The 16024-nt window shown below is 62.9% G+C and carries 15 protein-coding genes and 1 tRNA gene; 12 read left to right on the forward strand and 4 right to left on the reverse strand.

All coding sequences use genetic code 11. The features are described from left to right. The first annotated feature begins 91 nt into the window (after positions 1–91). The 4 genes from H7828_RS15260 to larB are packed head-to-tail and all read left to right on the forward strand — an operon-like array spanning position 92 to position 3936. A complete protein-coding gene (locus H7828_RS15260) occupies positions 92–1390 on the forward strand; it encodes a nickel-dependent lactate racemase family protein (RefSeq protein ID WP_226781919.1) in 1299 nt (432 codons plus the stop codon). After that, on the forward strand, positions 1387–2523 hold the full coding sequence (gene larC / locus H7828_RS15265) for a nickel pincer cofactor biosynthesis protein LarC (RefSeq protein WP_226781920.1): 1137 nt from the start codon (positions 1387–1389) through the stop codon (positions 2521–2523). The genes H7828_RS15260 and larC overlap by 4 nt, the downstream gene beginning before the upstream one ends. Beyond that, positions 2516–3289, forward strand: coding sequence for an ATP-dependent sacrificial sulfur transferase LarE (gene larE / locus H7828_RS15270; protein ID WP_226781921.1), 774 nt, complete (start codon positions 2516–2518; stop codon positions 3287–3289). The genes larC and larE overlap by 8 nt, the downstream gene beginning before the upstream one ends. Then, entirely contained in the window at positions 3286–3936 is a 651-nt protein-coding gene (gene larB / locus H7828_RS15275) for a nickel pincer cofactor biosynthesis protein LarB (protein ID WP_226781922.1), read from the forward strand. Before larE ends, larB begins: the two co-directional genes overlap by 4 nt. A gap of 67 nt (positions 3937–4003) precedes the next feature. On the opposite strand, the gene yidD is transcribed toward larB, so the two are convergent. The 3 genes from yidD to rpmH are packed head-to-tail and all read right to left on the reverse strand — an operon-like array spanning position 4004 to position 4760. Beyond that, complete coding sequence (gene yidD, locus H7828_RS15280) at positions 4004–4228, reverse strand: membrane protein insertion efficiency factor YidD (protein ID WP_226781923.1); 225 nt, start codon at positions 4226–4228, stop codon at positions 4004–4006. Further along, the gene (gene rnpA, locus H7828_RS15285) at positions 4225–4593 is read right to left on the reverse strand and encodes a ribonuclease P protein component (RefSeq protein ID WP_226781924.1); all 369 of its coding nucleotides are present in this window, start codon (positions 4591–4593) and stop codon (positions 4225–4227) included. The genes yidD and rnpA overlap by 4 nt, the downstream gene beginning before the upstream one ends. A gap of 32 nt (positions 4594–4625) precedes the next feature. After that, complete coding sequence (gene rpmH, locus H7828_RS15290; RefSeq protein WP_007118882.1) at positions 4626–4760, reverse strand: 50S ribosomal protein L34; 135 nt, start codon at positions 4758–4760, stop codon at positions 4626–4628. Between the two features lie 311 nt (positions 4761–5071). Here rpmH and H7828_RS15295 point away from each other — a divergent pair, with 311 nt between their 5' ends. From H7828_RS15295 to H7828_RS15325, 7 genes are all read left to right on the forward strand, one after another. Further along, positions 5072–5821 (forward strand): TVP38/TMEM64 family protein, encoded by a 750-nt coding sequence (locus H7828_RS15295; RefSeq protein WP_226781969.1) that lies wholly within the window; start codon positions 5072–5074, stop codon positions 5819–5821. Position 5822: 1 nt separating this feature from the next. After that, positions 5823–7241, forward strand: coding sequence for a dihydrolipoyl dehydrogenase family protein (locus H7828_RS15300; protein WP_226781925.1), 1419 nt, complete (start codon positions 5823–5825; stop codon positions 7239–7241). Between the two features lie 130 nt (positions 7242–7371). After that, on the forward strand, positions 7372–8772 hold the full coding sequence (locus H7828_RS15305) for a sensor histidine kinase (RefSeq protein ID WP_226781926.1): 1401 nt from the start codon (positions 7372–7374) through the stop codon (positions 8770–8772). A gap of 76 nt (positions 8773–8848) precedes the next feature. After that, positions 8849–8925 (forward strand) — tRNA-Arg (locus H7828_RS15310). 379 nt (positions 8926–9304) lie between these two features. Then, entirely contained in the window at positions 9305–10249 is a 945-nt protein-coding gene (locus H7828_RS15315) for a toll/interleukin-1 receptor domain-containing protein (protein WP_226781927.1), read from the forward strand. 239 nt (positions 10250–10488) lie between these two features. Continuing rightward, on the forward strand, positions 10489–10941 hold the full coding sequence (locus H7828_RS15320) for a hypothetical protein (RefSeq protein WP_226781928.1): 453 nt from the start codon (positions 10489–10491) through the stop codon (positions 10939–10941). Then, positions 10938–13526, forward strand: a complete 2589-nt coding sequence (locus tag H7828_RS15325) for a Stf0 family sulfotransferase (RefSeq protein ID WP_226781929.1) — start codon at positions 10938–10940, stop codon at positions 13524–13526. Before H7828_RS15320 ends, H7828_RS15325 begins: the two co-directional genes overlap by 4 nt. On the opposite strand, the gene tldD is transcribed toward H7828_RS15325, so the two are convergent. Continuing rightward, the gene (tldD, locus tag H7828_RS15330; RefSeq protein ID WP_226781930.1) at positions 13523–14944 is read right to left on the reverse strand and encodes a metalloprotease TldD; all 1422 of its coding nucleotides are present in this window, start codon (positions 14942–14944) and stop codon (positions 13523–13525) included. The genes H7828_RS15325 and tldD overlap by 4 nt on opposite strands. 178 nt (positions 14945–15122) lie before the next feature. Here tldD and coxB point away from each other — a divergent pair, with 178 nt between their 5' ends. Beyond that, a complete protein-coding gene (coxB, locus tag H7828_RS15335; protein WP_425354950.1) occupies positions 15123–15995 on the forward strand; it encodes a cytochrome c oxidase subunit II in 873 nt (290 codons plus the stop codon). Positions 15996–16024 lie beyond the last annotated feature (29 nt).

Genomic DNA, 16024 nt, shown 5'->3' on the forward strand with positions numbered 1-16024 from the left:
GGGGGGCAAGGGTGTGTTGATTGACCCTGCGGCGGGAAGACGGGCATATAGGCCGAAATCGGCGCAACCGGCGCCCCAAGGAGGACAAGGGATGGATCTGAACCTGCTTTACGGGCGCACCGGCCTGACGGTCACCCTGCCCGAGGGGGCCAAGGCCCATGTCATCGACAAGCCGCCCTTTCCGAAGGTGGCCGCGCCCGAACGCCAGATTGCCGATGCCCTGGCCGCGCCGCTTGGCTCGCCCGCCCTGGCCGAGCTTTGCAGTGGGCGGCGTTCGGCCTGCATCCTGATCTGCGACATCACGCGCCCGGTGCCCAATCACCTGTTCCTGCGCCCGATGATCGAAACGATGATGGCCGAAGGCATCGCCGCCGAAAACATCACCGTGCTGATCGCCACGGGCCTGCACCGCCCCAACGAGGGCGACGAGATGGCAGAACTGGTGGGTGACCCCTGGGTTCTGGAAAACGTCAGCGTCGTCAACCACTTCGCCCTGCGTGACGAGGACCATGTCGATCTGGGTGTGACCCGTGGGCGGGGCGTTCCGGTCAAGATCGACCGCCGCTTTGCCGAGGCCGACCTGCGCATCGCCACCGGCCTGGTCGAGCCGCATTTCATGGCCGGCTATTCGGGTGGGCGCAAGGTGGTGGCGCCCGGCGTGGCGGGGCACGAAACCATCCGCACCTTCCATTCCGCCCGCTTCATGGAAGACCCGGCCGCGCGGGAATGCAACCTTGTCGAAAACCCCCTGCACGAGGAACAGCTTGAGATCGTGCGGATGCTGGGCGAGGTCTATGCCTTGAACACGGTGATCGACGACAAGCGCAACCTGGTCTTCGCCAGCTTTGGCGAGATCATCGAAAGCCACCTGGCGGCCGTGGCCTTCGTGCGGGATTACACCGAAATTCCGGTGGGCCGACGGTTTTCCACCGTGGTCACCTCGGCTGCCGGGTATCCTCTGGATCAGACCTATTACCAGACGGTGAAGGGCATGGTCACGCCGCTGGATATTCTTGAACCCGGCGGCACGCTGATCGTCGTGTCGCATTGCGCCGAAGGCGTGGGTTCACCCCATTTCCGCGCCGCGCAGGAACGCCTGGTGGCCATGGGGGCCGATGCCTTTCTGAAATCGTTGCTGGCCAAAAGCCTGGCCGATGTCGATGAATGGCAGACCGAGATGCAGCTGAAACCCATGCGCGCCGGCCGGGTTCTTCTCTATTCCGGTGGATTGCCCGAAGAGGACACGGCGGTAACAGGGGTCGAGCGGATCACCGACATCACCGCTGCCATCGCGCAATCCATGGCCCGCCACGACAGCCCCGACGTGGCGGTGATTCCCGAAGGGCCCTATGTCGTGCCGCTGGCCCGTGCGCCCCTGGCCGCAGAATGAGCGGACATATCCATATCGCCCCCCTTGGCGGGATTTCGGGCGACATGTTCGCCAGCGCGATGCTGTCGCTTCTGCCCGGGGCCGAGGCCGCGCTGCGCCGGGATCTGGGCGATGCGGGCATCCTGGACCACGTCACGCTGAACCTGGGGCAGGTGCGCAAGGCGGGTTTTGCCGCACTTCAGGTGAGCTTTACGCAATCCTCCGACGCGCCGCCGACGTCGCATTGGCGTGATATCCGCGCTTTCCTGCAAGGTTCGAACCTGCGCGCGCCGGTCAAGGCCCGGGCCATCGCGATCTTTGCACTGCTGGCCGAGGCCGAGGCGGCCTGCCACGGCATCGATATCGAAAGCGTGCATTTCCACGAAATCGCGGATTGGGATTCGCTGGCCGACATCACGGCTGCCGCCTCGCTGATCGAAACCTCCGGGGCCACGGGCTGGTCGGTTGCCCCCTTGCCCTTGGGGCGGGGCAACGTGCGCACCCAGCACGGGCCGATCCCGGTTCCCGCACCGGCCACAGCCCATCTGCTGCGCGGCTTTGCCGTGGTTGACGATGGCATCGCCGGCGAGCGGGTGACCCCGACCGGTGCCGCCATCCTGCGCCATCTTGCCCCCGAAACCGGTGTGCCGGGGCAGGCAACGCTGGCGCAAACCGGCACCGGCGCGGGGCAGCGCGATCTGCCGGGAATCGCCAACATCTGCCGCCTTCTGCACTTCGAAACCGCGCCCCAGGCCGACAGTATCTGCGAACTGGCCTTCGAAATCGACGACATGACGCCCGAGGAAATTGCCCATGCGCTGGATCACCTGCGCGCGGTTCCGGGCGTGGTGGATGCGGGCTATGGCGTTGAATATGCAAAGAAAGGGCGCATGCGCTTTGCCCTGCGCCTGCTGGTGTGCCCCGACAGCGCCGATGCCGTGGCACGGGCTTGCCTGGCCCAGACGACCACGCTGGGCGTGCGGATCGGGCAGGCGCGGCGGCTGATTGCGGCGCGCACGCCGACCGAAATCGCCGGGCGGCGCGCCAAGATCGCCCACCGCCCCACGGGCGACACGGTAAAGGTCGAGGCCGACGATCTTGCACCGCTGCCCACCCTGGCCGAACGGCGCAAGGCGGGGCTGGCCGATGTCTGAGGTTTCCGAACGGTTGCGCAAGGCGCTGGCCAAACACGACAGCCTGATCGTGGCGGTCAGCGGCGGTGTCGACAGCCTGACCCTGGCCAGCTTTGCCCACAGCATGACCCCGGTGCGCGTGGCCCATGCGGTTTCGCCTGCCGTTCCGCCCGAAGCCACGGCGCGGGTGCGCGACATGGCGCAGGCGCAGGGTTGGGACCTGCACGTTCTGGATGCCCGCGAATTCGACGACCCCGCCTATCTCCACAACCCGTTGAACCGATGCTATTTCTGCAAGACGAACCTCTATGCCCGGATCCGTGAAACGCTGCCCGAAGGGGCCATCGCAGCAGGCACCAATACCGATGACCTGGGCGAATACCGCCCCGGCCTGATCGCGGCCTCGGAACACGGGGTGGTGCACCCCTATGTCGAGGCAGGGGTGTCGAAAACCGCGCTGCGCGAACTGGCGCGGGGCCTTGGACTGGGCGATGTGGCGAGTTTGCCCGCCCAACCCTGCCTGGCCAGCCGGATCGAAACCGGAATCGCCATCGACGCGACGGACCTGGCCTTCGTGCACCGGATCGAAACGCTGCTGCGGGCGGAGACCGGGGCCGACAATGTGCGCTGCCGGATGACGGCAAGCGGCGTGAAGGTCGAGATCGACGGCGATCTGCCCGAGGGCCTGCGCCAGCGCGTCGCGGCGATCTGTCGTGAGGAAGGCCGCGATTTTCAGGGGGTTGCCCGATATCGGCGCGGCAGCGCCTTTGTCGGGGCGCCACAATGAGCGGTGCGCATACGGTGTTCGACTGGGCGCGTCAGGCGCGCACCGGCCTGCCCGAGGTGGTGCTGGCCGAATCGAAAACCATCCTGCAACTGCGCGACATCATCGAGGCCAACATCGCGCGGAAGGCCGCACTGCTGCTGACCCGGCTGACCGATGAACAGGCCGGCGCCTTGTCGGATTTGCCGCTGCAGTTCAACGCCATGGCGCGCACCGCAGCGTTGAACCCGCCCGCATCGGCAGAGTCGGGGCGACGAATCGGGATCGTCACCGCCGGCACCTCGGACCTGCCCGTGGCCGAAGAGGCGGGCGAGGTGGCGCGTTTCCTGGGCATGGAGGCCGAGATCTTTGCCGATCTTGGAGTGGCCGGGCTTTGGCGCTTGCTGGAGCGGGCCGAGGAGCTGAACGGTTTCGACCTTCTGATCGCCGTCGCGGGCATGGAGGGAGCCTTGTTTTCGGTGCTCTCCGGCCTTGTGCGGCCACCGGTGATCGCGGTGCCGACCTCGGTTGGGTATGGCGTGGCGCAGGGCGGGCAGGCGGCGCTCAGCTCGGCCCTGGCCAGTTGCGCGCCGGGGTTGGTGACGGTGAACATCGACAACGGGTTCGGCGCGGCCATGGCGGCGGCGCGGCTGTTGCGCGTCAACGGCTAGGGCGCGGCGGACGCGGGTTCGGGACGCCTCCGGCGGGAGTATTTCGGGCAAGAAAGAGAGGGGGGCGTCAATCCTCAGGCACGTTGTCGATGCCGCTGCCGCCGAAGGGGTTGCAGCGCAGGATACGCCGCAGGGCCAGCCAGCCCCCCCGCAGCCCGCCGTGGCGCTGCAGCGCCTCAAGCGCATAGGCCGAGCAGGTGGGGTGATAGCGGCAGTTGTAACCCACCCAGGGGCTGAACACCGCGCGGTAGGCGCGGACGGGCAGCGCCAAGAGGCGGGCGAGGGGGGTCATTTGTGCAGATGGGCGAGGGCGGCGGCCAGATCGGTTTTCATCCGGTCCAGCGGCACGTCGGCAGTAACGTCGCGGCGCCCGATCAGCACGTAATCCCAGCCATCGCGCCCCTGCGTGGGCAGGACTGCGCGGGCGATCTCACGCAGCCGCCGCTTGGCGCGATTGCGGGCCACGGCATTGCCAACCTTCTTGGAACATGTGAAGCCGACGCGCATGCCCGATGCCTCGCCCGGGGGGCGGCGGCGGGCCTGCAGCACGAAACCGGGCATGGGTTTGTACCCCGCCCGGGCGGCACGCAGGAAATCGGCGCGCTTCTTCAGAACCGTGAGGGGCGGACACGACAAAGCCGCCGGTGGGATATCCATCGGCGACAGTCCCGTTTCCATACCGGGCGCGATTACGCGCTCAACGATTTCCGGCCCTGGGCGCGGCGGGCGTTGATGATCTTGCGACCGGCCTTGGTGGCCATGCGGGCGCGGAAACCATGGCGCCGCTTGCGAACCAGGTTCGAAGGTTGAAATGTGCGTTTCATCGGCGTCTCTCCGTCTTAAGCGGCCCGCACCCCATTTCGGATTCGTGGACCGCACATCATGCGAAGCCCGGTCATTACGGCCCAACATGGCGCAAGTCAACGGCGCCGGGGCGGGAAAATGGGGGTCGGCGGGAAAATCCTGCAACATTGTTGGCCCCGATTGTTACAGAAATTCGTGAACAAGGCCAATCGGGGCGGTTTTCATCAATGCCGCGTGAGCGGGCTGTGCGAAAGGGCGGGTGTCGCGCATTTATGGTGCAGGGAACGGGCGCCAGGATGCCCACGCAGAGGAAAGAGTTGGAATGAGCGACATGACACAGGACAGCCCCCCCGACACTAGCCCCGCGCCGGGCAAATCGGGCTGGCTGCGCCGTCTGCCCCTGATCGCCATAGCCCTGATCGCGCTGGTGGGCGCCTTCACGCTGCGCGACTATCTGTCATTCGAGACGCTGGCGCAAAACCGCGAGCGTCTGATCGCCTTCCGCGATGCCAACTATGCGCTGACCGCGGGGGCCTTCGTGGCCGCCTATGTTCTGATCGTGGCGTTTTCACTGCCGGGGGCCACCATTGCCACCCTGACCGGCGGCTTCCTGTTCGCCACCTTTCCGGGCGTGCTGTTCAATGTCACCGGGGCCACCCTGGGCGCCATCGCGATTTTCCTCGCGGCGCGCTGGGGCCTGGGCGAGCGGTTGGCCGCGCGCATGGAAAGCGGCGAGGGCACGGTGAAACGGATCAAGGCGGGGATCGACGAGAACCAGTGGTCGATGCTGTTCCTGATCCGGCTGGTGCCTGCGGTGCCTTTTTTCGTGGCCAATCTGGTTCCGGCGCTGGTGGGGGTGCCGCTTTTGCGCTTTGCCGTCAGCACCTTCATCGGAATCATCCCCGGCGCGCTGGTCTATACCTCGGTCGGGGCCGGGCTGGGCGAGGTTTTCGCGCGGGGCGAGACGCCGAACCTGGGGATCATCTTCGAGCCCCATATCCTGTTGCCGATTCTCGGGCTTTGCGCGCTGGCCGCGCTGCCCATCGTGTTGAAGGCCGTCCGCGGCAAGAAAGGTGTATAGTATGAAGCGTATCAAGACGGACATCTGCGTGATCGGTGCCGGGTCGGGCGGGCTTTCGGTTGCGGCGGGGGCGGTTCAGATGGGCGCGCAGGTCGTTCTCCTGGAAGGGCACAAGATGGGGGGCGACTGCCTGAACTATGGCTGCGTGCCGTCAAAGGCGCTGATCGCGGCGGCCAAGCACGCCCATGCCATGGGCAGCGGCGCGCCCTTCGGCGTCGCCCCGGTGGACCCCGAGGTGAATTTCGCCAAGGCGAAGGATCATGTGGCCAGCGTTATTGCCCATATCGCGCCGGTCGACAGCCAGGAAAGGTTCGAATCGCTGGGCTGTACCGTGATCCGCGAATACGGGCGGTTCATTTCCCCGACCGAGGTGCAGGCCGGCGAGACGGTGATCGAGGCGCGGCGGTTCGTGATCGCCACAGGCTCGGGGCCCTTCGTGCCGCCGATTCCGGGCATCGAGGACACGCCCCACTATACCAACGAAACCATCTTCGATCTGCGCGAGCGGCCCGAGCATCTGATCATCATCGGCGGCGGCCCGATCGGCATGGAGATGGCCCAGGCGCACCGGCGGCTTGGCTGCGAGGTGACGGTGATCGAGGGCGCCAAGGCCATGGGCAAGGACGACCCCGAGCTTGCGGCGGTTGTGCTGGACACCCTGCGCGCCGAGGGCGTGACCATCGTGGAAGGCCAGCAGGCCGCGAGGGTCAGCGGCACGGAAGGGGCGATCAAGGTCGAAACCGATGGTGCCACCTACGAGGGGACGCATCTTCTGATGGCGGTGGGGCGCAAGGTGAACCTGGACAAGCTGGATCTTGAGCGGGGCAACGTGGCCCACGACCGCGCGGTGAAGTTGGACGACAGGCTGCGTTCGGTCAGCAACAAGCGGGTCTATGCGGTGGGCGATTGCGCGGGCGGTCTGCAGTTCACGCATGTGGCGGGCTATCACGCGGGCATCATCGTGCGCTCTTGCGTGTTGGGGCTGTGGTGGGCCAAGGCCAGCACGCGCCACATTCCCTGGGCCACCTATACCGACCCCGAACTGGCCCATGTCGGGCTGAGCGAGGCGCAGGCCCGCGAGGAACACGGCGCCAATATCGAGATCGTGCGCTTCCCCTACGAGGAGAACGATCGCGCCTTGGCCGAGGGCAAGACAAAGGGCCTGATCAAGGTTCTGGTGGTGCGCGGCCGCCCGGTGGGGGCCAGCATCGTCGGCGCCCATGCGGGCGAGCTGATCGGGATGTGGGCCATGGCCATCGCCAACAAGCAGAAGATGAGCGCCATCGCCGGCACCGTGTTGCCCTATCCAACGCTTGGCGAAATCAACAAGCGGGCGGCGGGGGCCTATTTCTCGCCCAGACTGTTCGAGAACCCGACGGTGAAAACGGTCGTGGGGCTGGTGCAGAAATACCTGCCCTGACGGTGGGCCCGGCGCGGCCGGGCCCCTGGGCAGGGGGGCGCCGGCGGTGCAGAACACCCTGTCTCGCAGCGCGGTTTGTTGCTATTGCATGCCCTGGCCCCGGAGATGACGCGCGGCACGGAGGGATGACGTGATGAATTCGCTTTCAGGTCGGTTCCTGATCCTGACCACGGTTTTCGTCATGCTGGCCGAAATCCTGATCTTCGTGCCCTCGGTGGCGCGGTTCCGGCAGGATTACCTTCTGTCGCGCCTTGAAAGGGCGCAGATCGCATCTCTGGCGCTGCTGGCCAACGACATGATCGACGAAGGGCTGGAGGCCGAGCTTCTGGAAAATGCCGAGGTTCTGAACGTCGTGCTGCTGCGTGATTCCGTGCGCCAGCTTGTGCTGTCCTCGCCGCTGCCGACCCCCATCCAGGCCACCTATGACCTGCGCGATCCCTCGCCGGCCAGCCTGATCGGCGATGCCCTGATGGCCGTCTTCACCCCCGAAGACCGGGTGATCCGGGTGATCGGCGATCCGGTGCGCAACGCCGGCATCCAGATCGAGGTGACGATGCCCACCGGCCCCCTGCGCACCGCGATGCTGGAATACGGGCTGCGCATCCTGGCGCTTTCGGCGGTCATCTCGATCATCACGGCGCTTTTGCTGTTCCTTGCGGTGCGCCGTTTGCTGGTGGTGCCGATCAATGGGGTGGTCCGCGCCATGAGCAGCTATGCCGCCGCACCCGAGGATACCCGGCGCATCATCACCCCATCGGCGGGGGTGCGCGAGTTGCGCGAGGCGGAGGAGGCATTGCAGACCATGCAGACCCAGCTGACCGGCGCGCTGCGCCAGAAGGACCGCCTTGCGCAACTGGGCGGCGCGGTGGCCAAGGTCAGCCACGATCTGCGCAACATTCTGACCACGGCGCAACTGTTCACCGACCGGCTGGAAAACAGCGCCGATCCCACGGTGCAGCGGATGGCGCCCAAGCTGGTGAATTCGATCAGCCGCGCGGTGAACCTCTGCGAATCGACCCTGGCCTTCGGCAAGGCCAGCGAACCGCCCCCCGCGCTGTCGCGGGTCGAACTGGCGCCCATCGTCAACGATGTGGTGGATGGCGAAAGGCTGGCCTGCGGCGATCACGACATCAGCTTTGCCGAGGATGTCCCCGCCGGCCTCTTGGTGCGCGCCGACGCCGAGCAGTTGTACCGGGTGCTGGGCAACCTGATCCGCAATGCCCGCCAGGCCATCATGTCCAGCGGCAAGCCCGGCGAGATCTTCATCCATGCCTGCGAAACCGAAACCGAATGGCGCATCACGGTACGCGATACCGGCCCCGGCCTGCCGGCCCGTGCCCGCGAACACCTGTTCACCGCCTTCCAGGGCGGGGTGCGCAAGGGCGGGGCGGGCCTGGGGCTGACCATCGCGGCCGAACTGGTGCGCGGGCACGGCGGCAAGCTGGAGCTTCTGGAGACCAGTGAAAAGGGAACGGCCTTCGTGCTTTGCCTCCCGATTTCGGTGGTCGATCTGGGGGATGGCGCCGACTGATTTTGCCCGGATGCAAGAAAGTACAAGATACCCCCTTGCACTCCCCCCGCGTGGCAGCTACATCCGCCCCACTCGCGCGCTGGTAGCTCAGTTGGATAGAGTACTTGACTACGAATCAAGGGGTCGGGGGTTCGAATCCTCCCCAGCGCGCCATTTCCTCCTTGTAAGACGTCAGACGAAATTGGCTTTTACGTCATAAACTGACCCAATCACCGCGAACCGGATGATTGTGGGCAAACCGCGAGTATCCGGTTCGCCCCCCCTTACGTGATGCTTCGCTAGATCTTTAGGACGGTGATGCACGGAAAGCGCTTATTTTATGCTGGGATGGCGGCAGGACCGGTTAAGTAACAACGGCCCTGAGCTGCCCTTGGCTTTGATAACTCGCGCTGCACTGCAGCTCTACAAGAGCAGACATTGGTTGGGAAGTGATACCCCACTTGCGAATTGGGCAGTAACTCGCAAATCTTAGTTGCCGACCTAGACGCGCCTGGATAAATTAGAACAAAATACAAACATTTCGAGCAGACACATGAGAGCTTTCATTTCTTACTCCCATCGAGATGCAGACGCACTTGACCGCCTGCATGTTCATCTTGCGAACCTTCAGCGGGAAGGTCGGATCGAAACATGGTACGACCGCGAAATCTTGGCGGGTGAGGTATTGGACGATGAAATCAGCGAAGAGCTAGAGGCGGCTGAGCTTTTTCTGTTGATGGTTAGCCCCGACTTCATAGCGTCCAACTATTGTGTCGAACGAGAGATGCAACGAGCCTTGGAGCGGCACGAAGCGGGCGCGGCACGGGTTGTCCCAATCATCGTCGAACCATGCGACTGGGCTGCAATGCCTCAACTCCGACGTTTGAAAGCAGTGCCGAAGGACGGTCTGCCGATCTCGGAATGGACGAACGCGAATACTGCATACCTAGATGTCATACAGGAAATTCGCCGGATAATCGATGCGGGTGTGTCGAATGCACTCGATTCAACTGCTGATAAAAAACAGCCAGCGACAACACCACAAGCCGCCCCTCGCTATCGCGTTCAACGCGACTTCGACGAAATCGACCGCAGTGAATATCGCGACGCGGCGTTCACTGCGATCAAGGACTATTTCAAGCTGGCGATTGGTGAGATAGACGCGGTCGAGGGGCTGCGGGGCAGATTTGTAGATCGAGGCGCAAACTCCTTTGGCAGCACCGTTGTCAATCGTGGCCGGCAGCATGGAACGGCGCATATCACAGTGCACTGCCGAAACGCGGGGTTCGCGTTGGGTGACATCTATTTTTCATTCAATGAGAACGCAGCAGACAATACGGCAAACGGCGGTTTTAACGTCTCGTCCGACGAATACGAACAATTCCTAGTTGTGACTATGTCAATGTTCGGAAATGAGCCTAACCGGCTAAATCCTGAGCAAGCTGCAGAGTACTTATGGAACCAGTTTATTGAGCAAGCAGGCATTAGTCATGCCTAAACTTGCTCGCTTTCGCTGCAACAATTGCGGTCACAGTTTCGAAACCGCGGTGCTTAGCAAGGACGAACAACGCGAAGCTCGCCGCGACAATCGCCCGACCAAAGCTGTACATTGTCCCGAGTGCCGCCGAACCGACATTCGAAAGGGTTGGGATTAGTGGAAATGCGAAAATCGAAACTGCAGGGCCATTCATGATCATCCCAGTTGTCGCCCACGGGCCATTATTCTGAGAGAAAGAAATGCTGTCGCCAAGTGAATTCACAGTCGGAAAAGTCGGTGCCGCAAAGCCGCTCAGCTTGATCCTGCCGACCTCAAAGTATGAGGAAACGTTGCTGGTTGGCCAACTCGAAGACCTGCCGACGGCGGTGTTTCTTTCAGGGCAGCATAAATCGATGTTCTTCAAGACCGAAGGCAACGAAAGCTGGGGTGGACTGATTATTCCATCGGTACGAATTGAGATCGATGAGACTAGCTTCGTTGACGAATACTCCTCTGAAGCGCCAATGCTTTCTGTGACTAGGACCGACACAAAACTTGTTGTGGCGGCGAGATCAGAAAGATCGTTCGGTCAAGTCCAAATCACCTTGCACGAAGGGCTGGTTTCATCGGGAGAAGCAAAGGCTAAGTTTGCGAATTGGCAGATTGTTCTTGGGGAGGGGCAAGACAAGCGTGTCTTGTGGACCGCGTCATGATCCACGTCCCATTTGAACGTCGTTTTGCGCCCCCATCAGAAGAGCAACTGCGTGATCCTGACTATTTATCTATCTGGGGGAGTTATGAGCACGGTTCCCTACGTTGGAGCGACCTCTATGCTTACCGCTGTGTCATCGTCTTGGGTGAGGGGAAGTGTGGCAAGACCCATGAATTCAAACAGCAAAAGCAAGCGCTCCAAGAGCAGGGACAAACTGCGTTTTTTGTCCCTCTTGAATTGCTTCGAGACGGAGAGTTTTTGGACTCAATCACCGCAGAGGAAGAGGAAGAATTTCAAGACTGGCTAAAGACGTCTGACGCAGAGGCAGTGTTCTTTTTGGACGCCGTCGACGAGTTGAAGTTGCGTAAGGGCACGCTGCGGCGTGCATTGCGAAAAATTCAGACTGCTATCGGTGCGCAGACACACCGGGCGCGCTTCTTCGTTTCATGTCGACCAAATGATTGGAATGACGAGCTGGATTTACAGGTTGTGACCGCTTTGGTTGCGCCGAGAGAAAGAGCCGCCGAGGTTACTGAAGCTCCCGCAGGTGAAGAAGTTTTCACGGCGGGGATTGCGCGCGATGGCGACCCAGCCCCAAATAATGGGGAGGAAACGACAGGCGGCAGGGAGGAACCTGTAAAGGTTCTGGCGCTTTTGCCGTTATCTAGAAATGAGATCGTTGAATTTGTGCGTCTCTACGCAGCAGATCACGCTGATGTCTTTGCCCAGCACTTGGAGGAAAAAGAGCTGTGGCACCTCTACCAATTGCCTGCGGACATCACGGCTGCGCTTGATCAGTTGGCGGCGGAAGGACATTTGGGTAACCTTCAAGAACAATTGGTCTTTGGTATTGACCAACGGCTTCGCGAAACCTCTGACAAAAAGCGTAACGATCTAACCGTGGAAAAAGGCATGGAAGGGGCGGAGCGGATTGCGCTTGCGCTATTTCTCATGAAGCGCAGGTCAATCTACTTTGCAGCGCCTGGGGGCGACAAAGAGGGGGTCAGTGTCGCCGACATCTTGCCGGATTGGTCGCACGATGAGCAGGTCGAGTTGATTGGCAAGTCCTTGTTTGACCCCACAGGCGTCGGTGCTGTGCGCTTTCATCATCGATCCACGCAGGAGTTCTTGGCCGCAAAACGTCTTCAGAAATTGCGTAAGCAAGGCCTTGCGACGAGCGACCTGTACCATCTGTTGTTCGCGAGTATTGGCGAAGAACGAGTGATAATTCCGAGCATGGAACCTGTGGTGGCTTGGTTGGCGTTGTGGAACCCCGACATTCTGACTGAAGTCAAAGAGCGGAACCCTCTCTTACTGTTCCGCCAAGGAATACCCGCGATTCTAAGCCTCGAACTGCGCGCGAAACTGCTGCGCAGGTTCGTTGAGCGATATTCTGGCAGCGAATGGCGCAGAGTCGGCGTCGGGCACGCTGAGTTAAAACGGGTGTCGGCGCCTGAACTGGCGCCGCTGGTGCGAGAGTTATGGGACCAAGCATATACAGGTCACGACACGCGAGAGCTGTTTCTCGAGTTGGTGTACCTGACGCCAATGGTCGATTGCGCCGATTTGGCATTTCAAGCAGCCTTCGACGAGAGCTTGGATTACCACCATCGGACATACGCTGTCTGGGCAGTTCTTAGATGTGGAAGCAGTCAGCAGAAACGCGAGATAGGGACTAGCATGGTGGCGGGCAATTGGCCCGAACGGGTTGTGCGCAATGCGCTGCCTGATCTTTTTCCTGAAGCAATTGAACTGGCAGAGTTTCTGGCTCTTGCAAGATCGCTGAACGAAGTACCGCGTTCCGTTCATGGCTTGGGCTATGCGCTGCTTCAGGCGATCAAGTCGGATGCCATGGGCGCAGAGCAAAGGGTCCAAGTCAGGGACGACCTGGTCGATGCAATTTGGGCGAACCGCACCGAAGAAAGTCGCGTCTACCAAGCCCATTCAAGTTATGATCACTTCGTCGATCCCGTGATAACGGCTTGCGATCAGACTCCGCCGCAATCCACCGTAGAAATCCCTCGTTGGGCATGGAGTGTTGCAGTGGCCTTTCACTTTGGAGAGCGCCGCGAAAGCATAGTCGCCAAAGAGGCAACCAAAAGGTTGCAAAAGGCATTGTCCGAGAGTGTTGCTTTGCGGGAAGGTTACTTTTGGGCGTGCTTCGACTTGGCAGAAGCTCTTGAAAAGCCCGAGAACGATTGGCATCGATTTGTACGATCCGACTATGGGCGGGTCCTACTACCTTTTACGGAGTTGGATTTCCCTTGGCTTCTTCGCGCACTTGCGAATGGAGCAATAGAGGGGCGCGCCCCGCACTACGATGGCGATGCGATCGCCTGGCACATGGCGGACCTTGCGGCGCAGGACAGGGCATGGGGGTGCTGGTTCGAAGGGCAGGGCATCGTTCCGCTGCGCCTGACATACGGTGCGCTGTCGCGTGATCCGCAAGGCGTGCTGGCGGATGTTCTCGGGTCTTTGGGGCTGGACAGGGTAGGGGCGCAGGGCGTAGCGCTGCCCGTCGCGCGGCTGGCGGATCCCACAAACCGCGCCTGGGCCGAACGGTTTCGCGCCAAAGGGCGTGCCTAGGCCGCGCTGCCGCCCACGGTCAACCCGCCAATCAACAGCGTCGGCTGGCCCACGCCCACCGGCACCCACTGACCCGCCTTGCCGCAGTTGCCCATGCCCGGATCAAGCGCCATGTCGTTGCCGATTCCGCGAATCTTCTGCAGGGCGGTCGCGCCGTCGCCGATCAGGGTGGCGCCCTTGACGGCGGCGCCCACCTTGCCGTTCTTCACGCGGTAGGCCTCGGTGCAGGAAAAGACGAATTTGCCGCTGGTGATGTCCACCTGGCCGCCGCCGAAGCCCACGGCATAGATGCCGTCCTTCAGGTCGGCCAGAATGTCGGCCGGGCTGGCGTCACCCCCCAGCATGTAGGTGTTCGTCATTCGCGGCATGGGCGTGTGGGCGTGGCTTTCGCGCCGCCCGTTGCCGGTGGCCGGAACGCCCATCAGGCGGGCGTTCTGCCTGTCCTGCATGTAGCCCACCAGCACGCCGTCCTCGATCAGAACGTTGCGGGCCGAGGGTGTGCCTTCGTCATCCACGGTGATGCTGCCGCGCCGGTCGGGAATGGTGCCGTCGTCCAGAACGGTCACGCCCCTTGCTGCCACCTGCTGGCCCATCAGGCCGGCGAAGGCGCTGGTCTGCTTGCGGTTGAAATCGCCCTCAAGGCCGTGGCCCACCGCCTCGTGCAGCAGGATGCCGGGCCAGCCGGGGCCAAGCACCACGTCCATGATCCCGGCGGGGGCAGGCTCGGCCGTCAGGTTGACCAGCGCGATTCGCAACGCCTCGCGCGCAAGGGCCTGCCAGTGGTCGGGCGCGATCAGCCCCGTCAGGCCCAGCCGCCCGCCGCCGCCCACGCCGCCGGCTTCGCGCCGCCCGTCCTGTTCGACGATCACCGACACGTTCAGCCGGGTCATGGGGCGCACGTCGCGCACCGAATGTCCCTCGGGGCGCAGGATCTCGACCTCCTGGATCGAGGCGGCCAGCGTTGCGCTGACCTGTACCACACGCGGGTCCAGCGCACGGGCGAAGGCGTCGATCTCGCGCAGGGTCTCAAGCTTGACCGGGAAGGTCGCGTCGCTCATCGGGTCGTTGTCGGTATAAAGCTTGGCATTGGTGGCGCGGGGGGCATCCGCCAGGGTTCCGCCGCCGTCACCCACCGCAAGGCGCGCGGTTTCGGCGGCCCGGGTCAGGGCGGATTCGGAAATCTCGGTCGAATGGGCGTAGCCCGCCGTTTCACCGCGCACGGCGCGCAGTCCGAAGCCTTCCGAGGCATCGTAACTGGCATTGCGCACACGCCCGTCATCGAACGCGATCACCTCGGAGCGGCTGCGTTCAAGGAAGAGTTCGCCATCGTCGGCCCCCGCGACGGCGCCGCGCAGGGTGGCCAGCGCGGCATCGGCGTCAAGCAGGGTATCGAAGGGGCGGAACGGGGTGTCGGACATGGGAACTCCTGTCGGATGGCAACATAAAACGCAAAAGCGGCCGAATGCCACATTGGTTTGGCTTGTCCATTTCCGTGTAATATGGTTTCAGAACGCGGGAACACAACGGGATTCCGCCCCAGGGCGGCGGCCCGGACGGGGCGGCGCCGTCGCCCACAGCCAAAGCAGGAACCGGATTATGCGCTTTCACACCAGAGTTGCGGGCCTTCTGGCCGGATTCACCACCGCCCTGATGGGCGCGGCCGCCTGGGCCCAGGACGGCCTGGAAGGCCTTGAAATCATCGGAAAACCTTCGCCGGGCGGCGTCTATTTCCAGCCCGCGGCGACCGAACTGGCCCGCGACATCCACTGGCTGGACGACATGCTGCTGTGGATCTGCGCGGTGATCGTGCTTTTCGTGGTGGCGCTGCTGGCGATCGTGGCGATCCGCCACAACCGCAAGTCCAACCCGACGCCCGCGACCTTCACCCACAACACGCCGATCGAGATCACCTGGACCGTCGTGCCGATTCTCATCCTGATCTTCATCGGGGCCTTCTCGCTTCCCGTGCTGTTCAAGCAACAGGAGATTCCGGCCGCCGACGTGACCATCAAGGCCACCGGTTACCAGTGGTACTGGACCTATGAATACCCCGACAGCGAATTTGCCTTCGACAGCTTCATGCTGAAGCGCGACGAGCTTGAGGAATACGGCTATTCGCAGGACGAATACCGCCTGGCGACCAACACCGCCATGGTCATCCCGGTGAACAAGACGGTCGTGGTGCAGGTGACGGGCGGCGACGTGATCCATTCGTGGACGATCCCGGCCTTCGGCGTGAAGCAGGACGGCGTTCCGGGCCGCTTGGCCGAACTCTGGTTCAAGGCCGAGAAGGAGGGCATCTACTTCGGTCAGTGTTCCGAACTTTGCGGCAAGGACCACGCCTTCATGCCGATCACCGTCAAGGTGGTCAGCCAGGAGGAATATGACGCCTGGCTTGAGCGCGCGACCGAGGAATTCGCCGGCACGCCCCGCCTTGAAGGCGGCGTGCAGGTCGCGCTGGCCGACTGATCTGACGATGTGACAGGGCGGCGCGATCA

The organism is Oceaniglobus trochenteri, assembly GCF_020529025.1.
In the GTDB taxonomy this organism is placed as follows: domain Bacteria; phylum Pseudomonadota; class Alphaproteobacteria; order Rhodobacterales; family Rhodobacteraceae; genus Oceaniglobus; species Oceaniglobus trochenteri.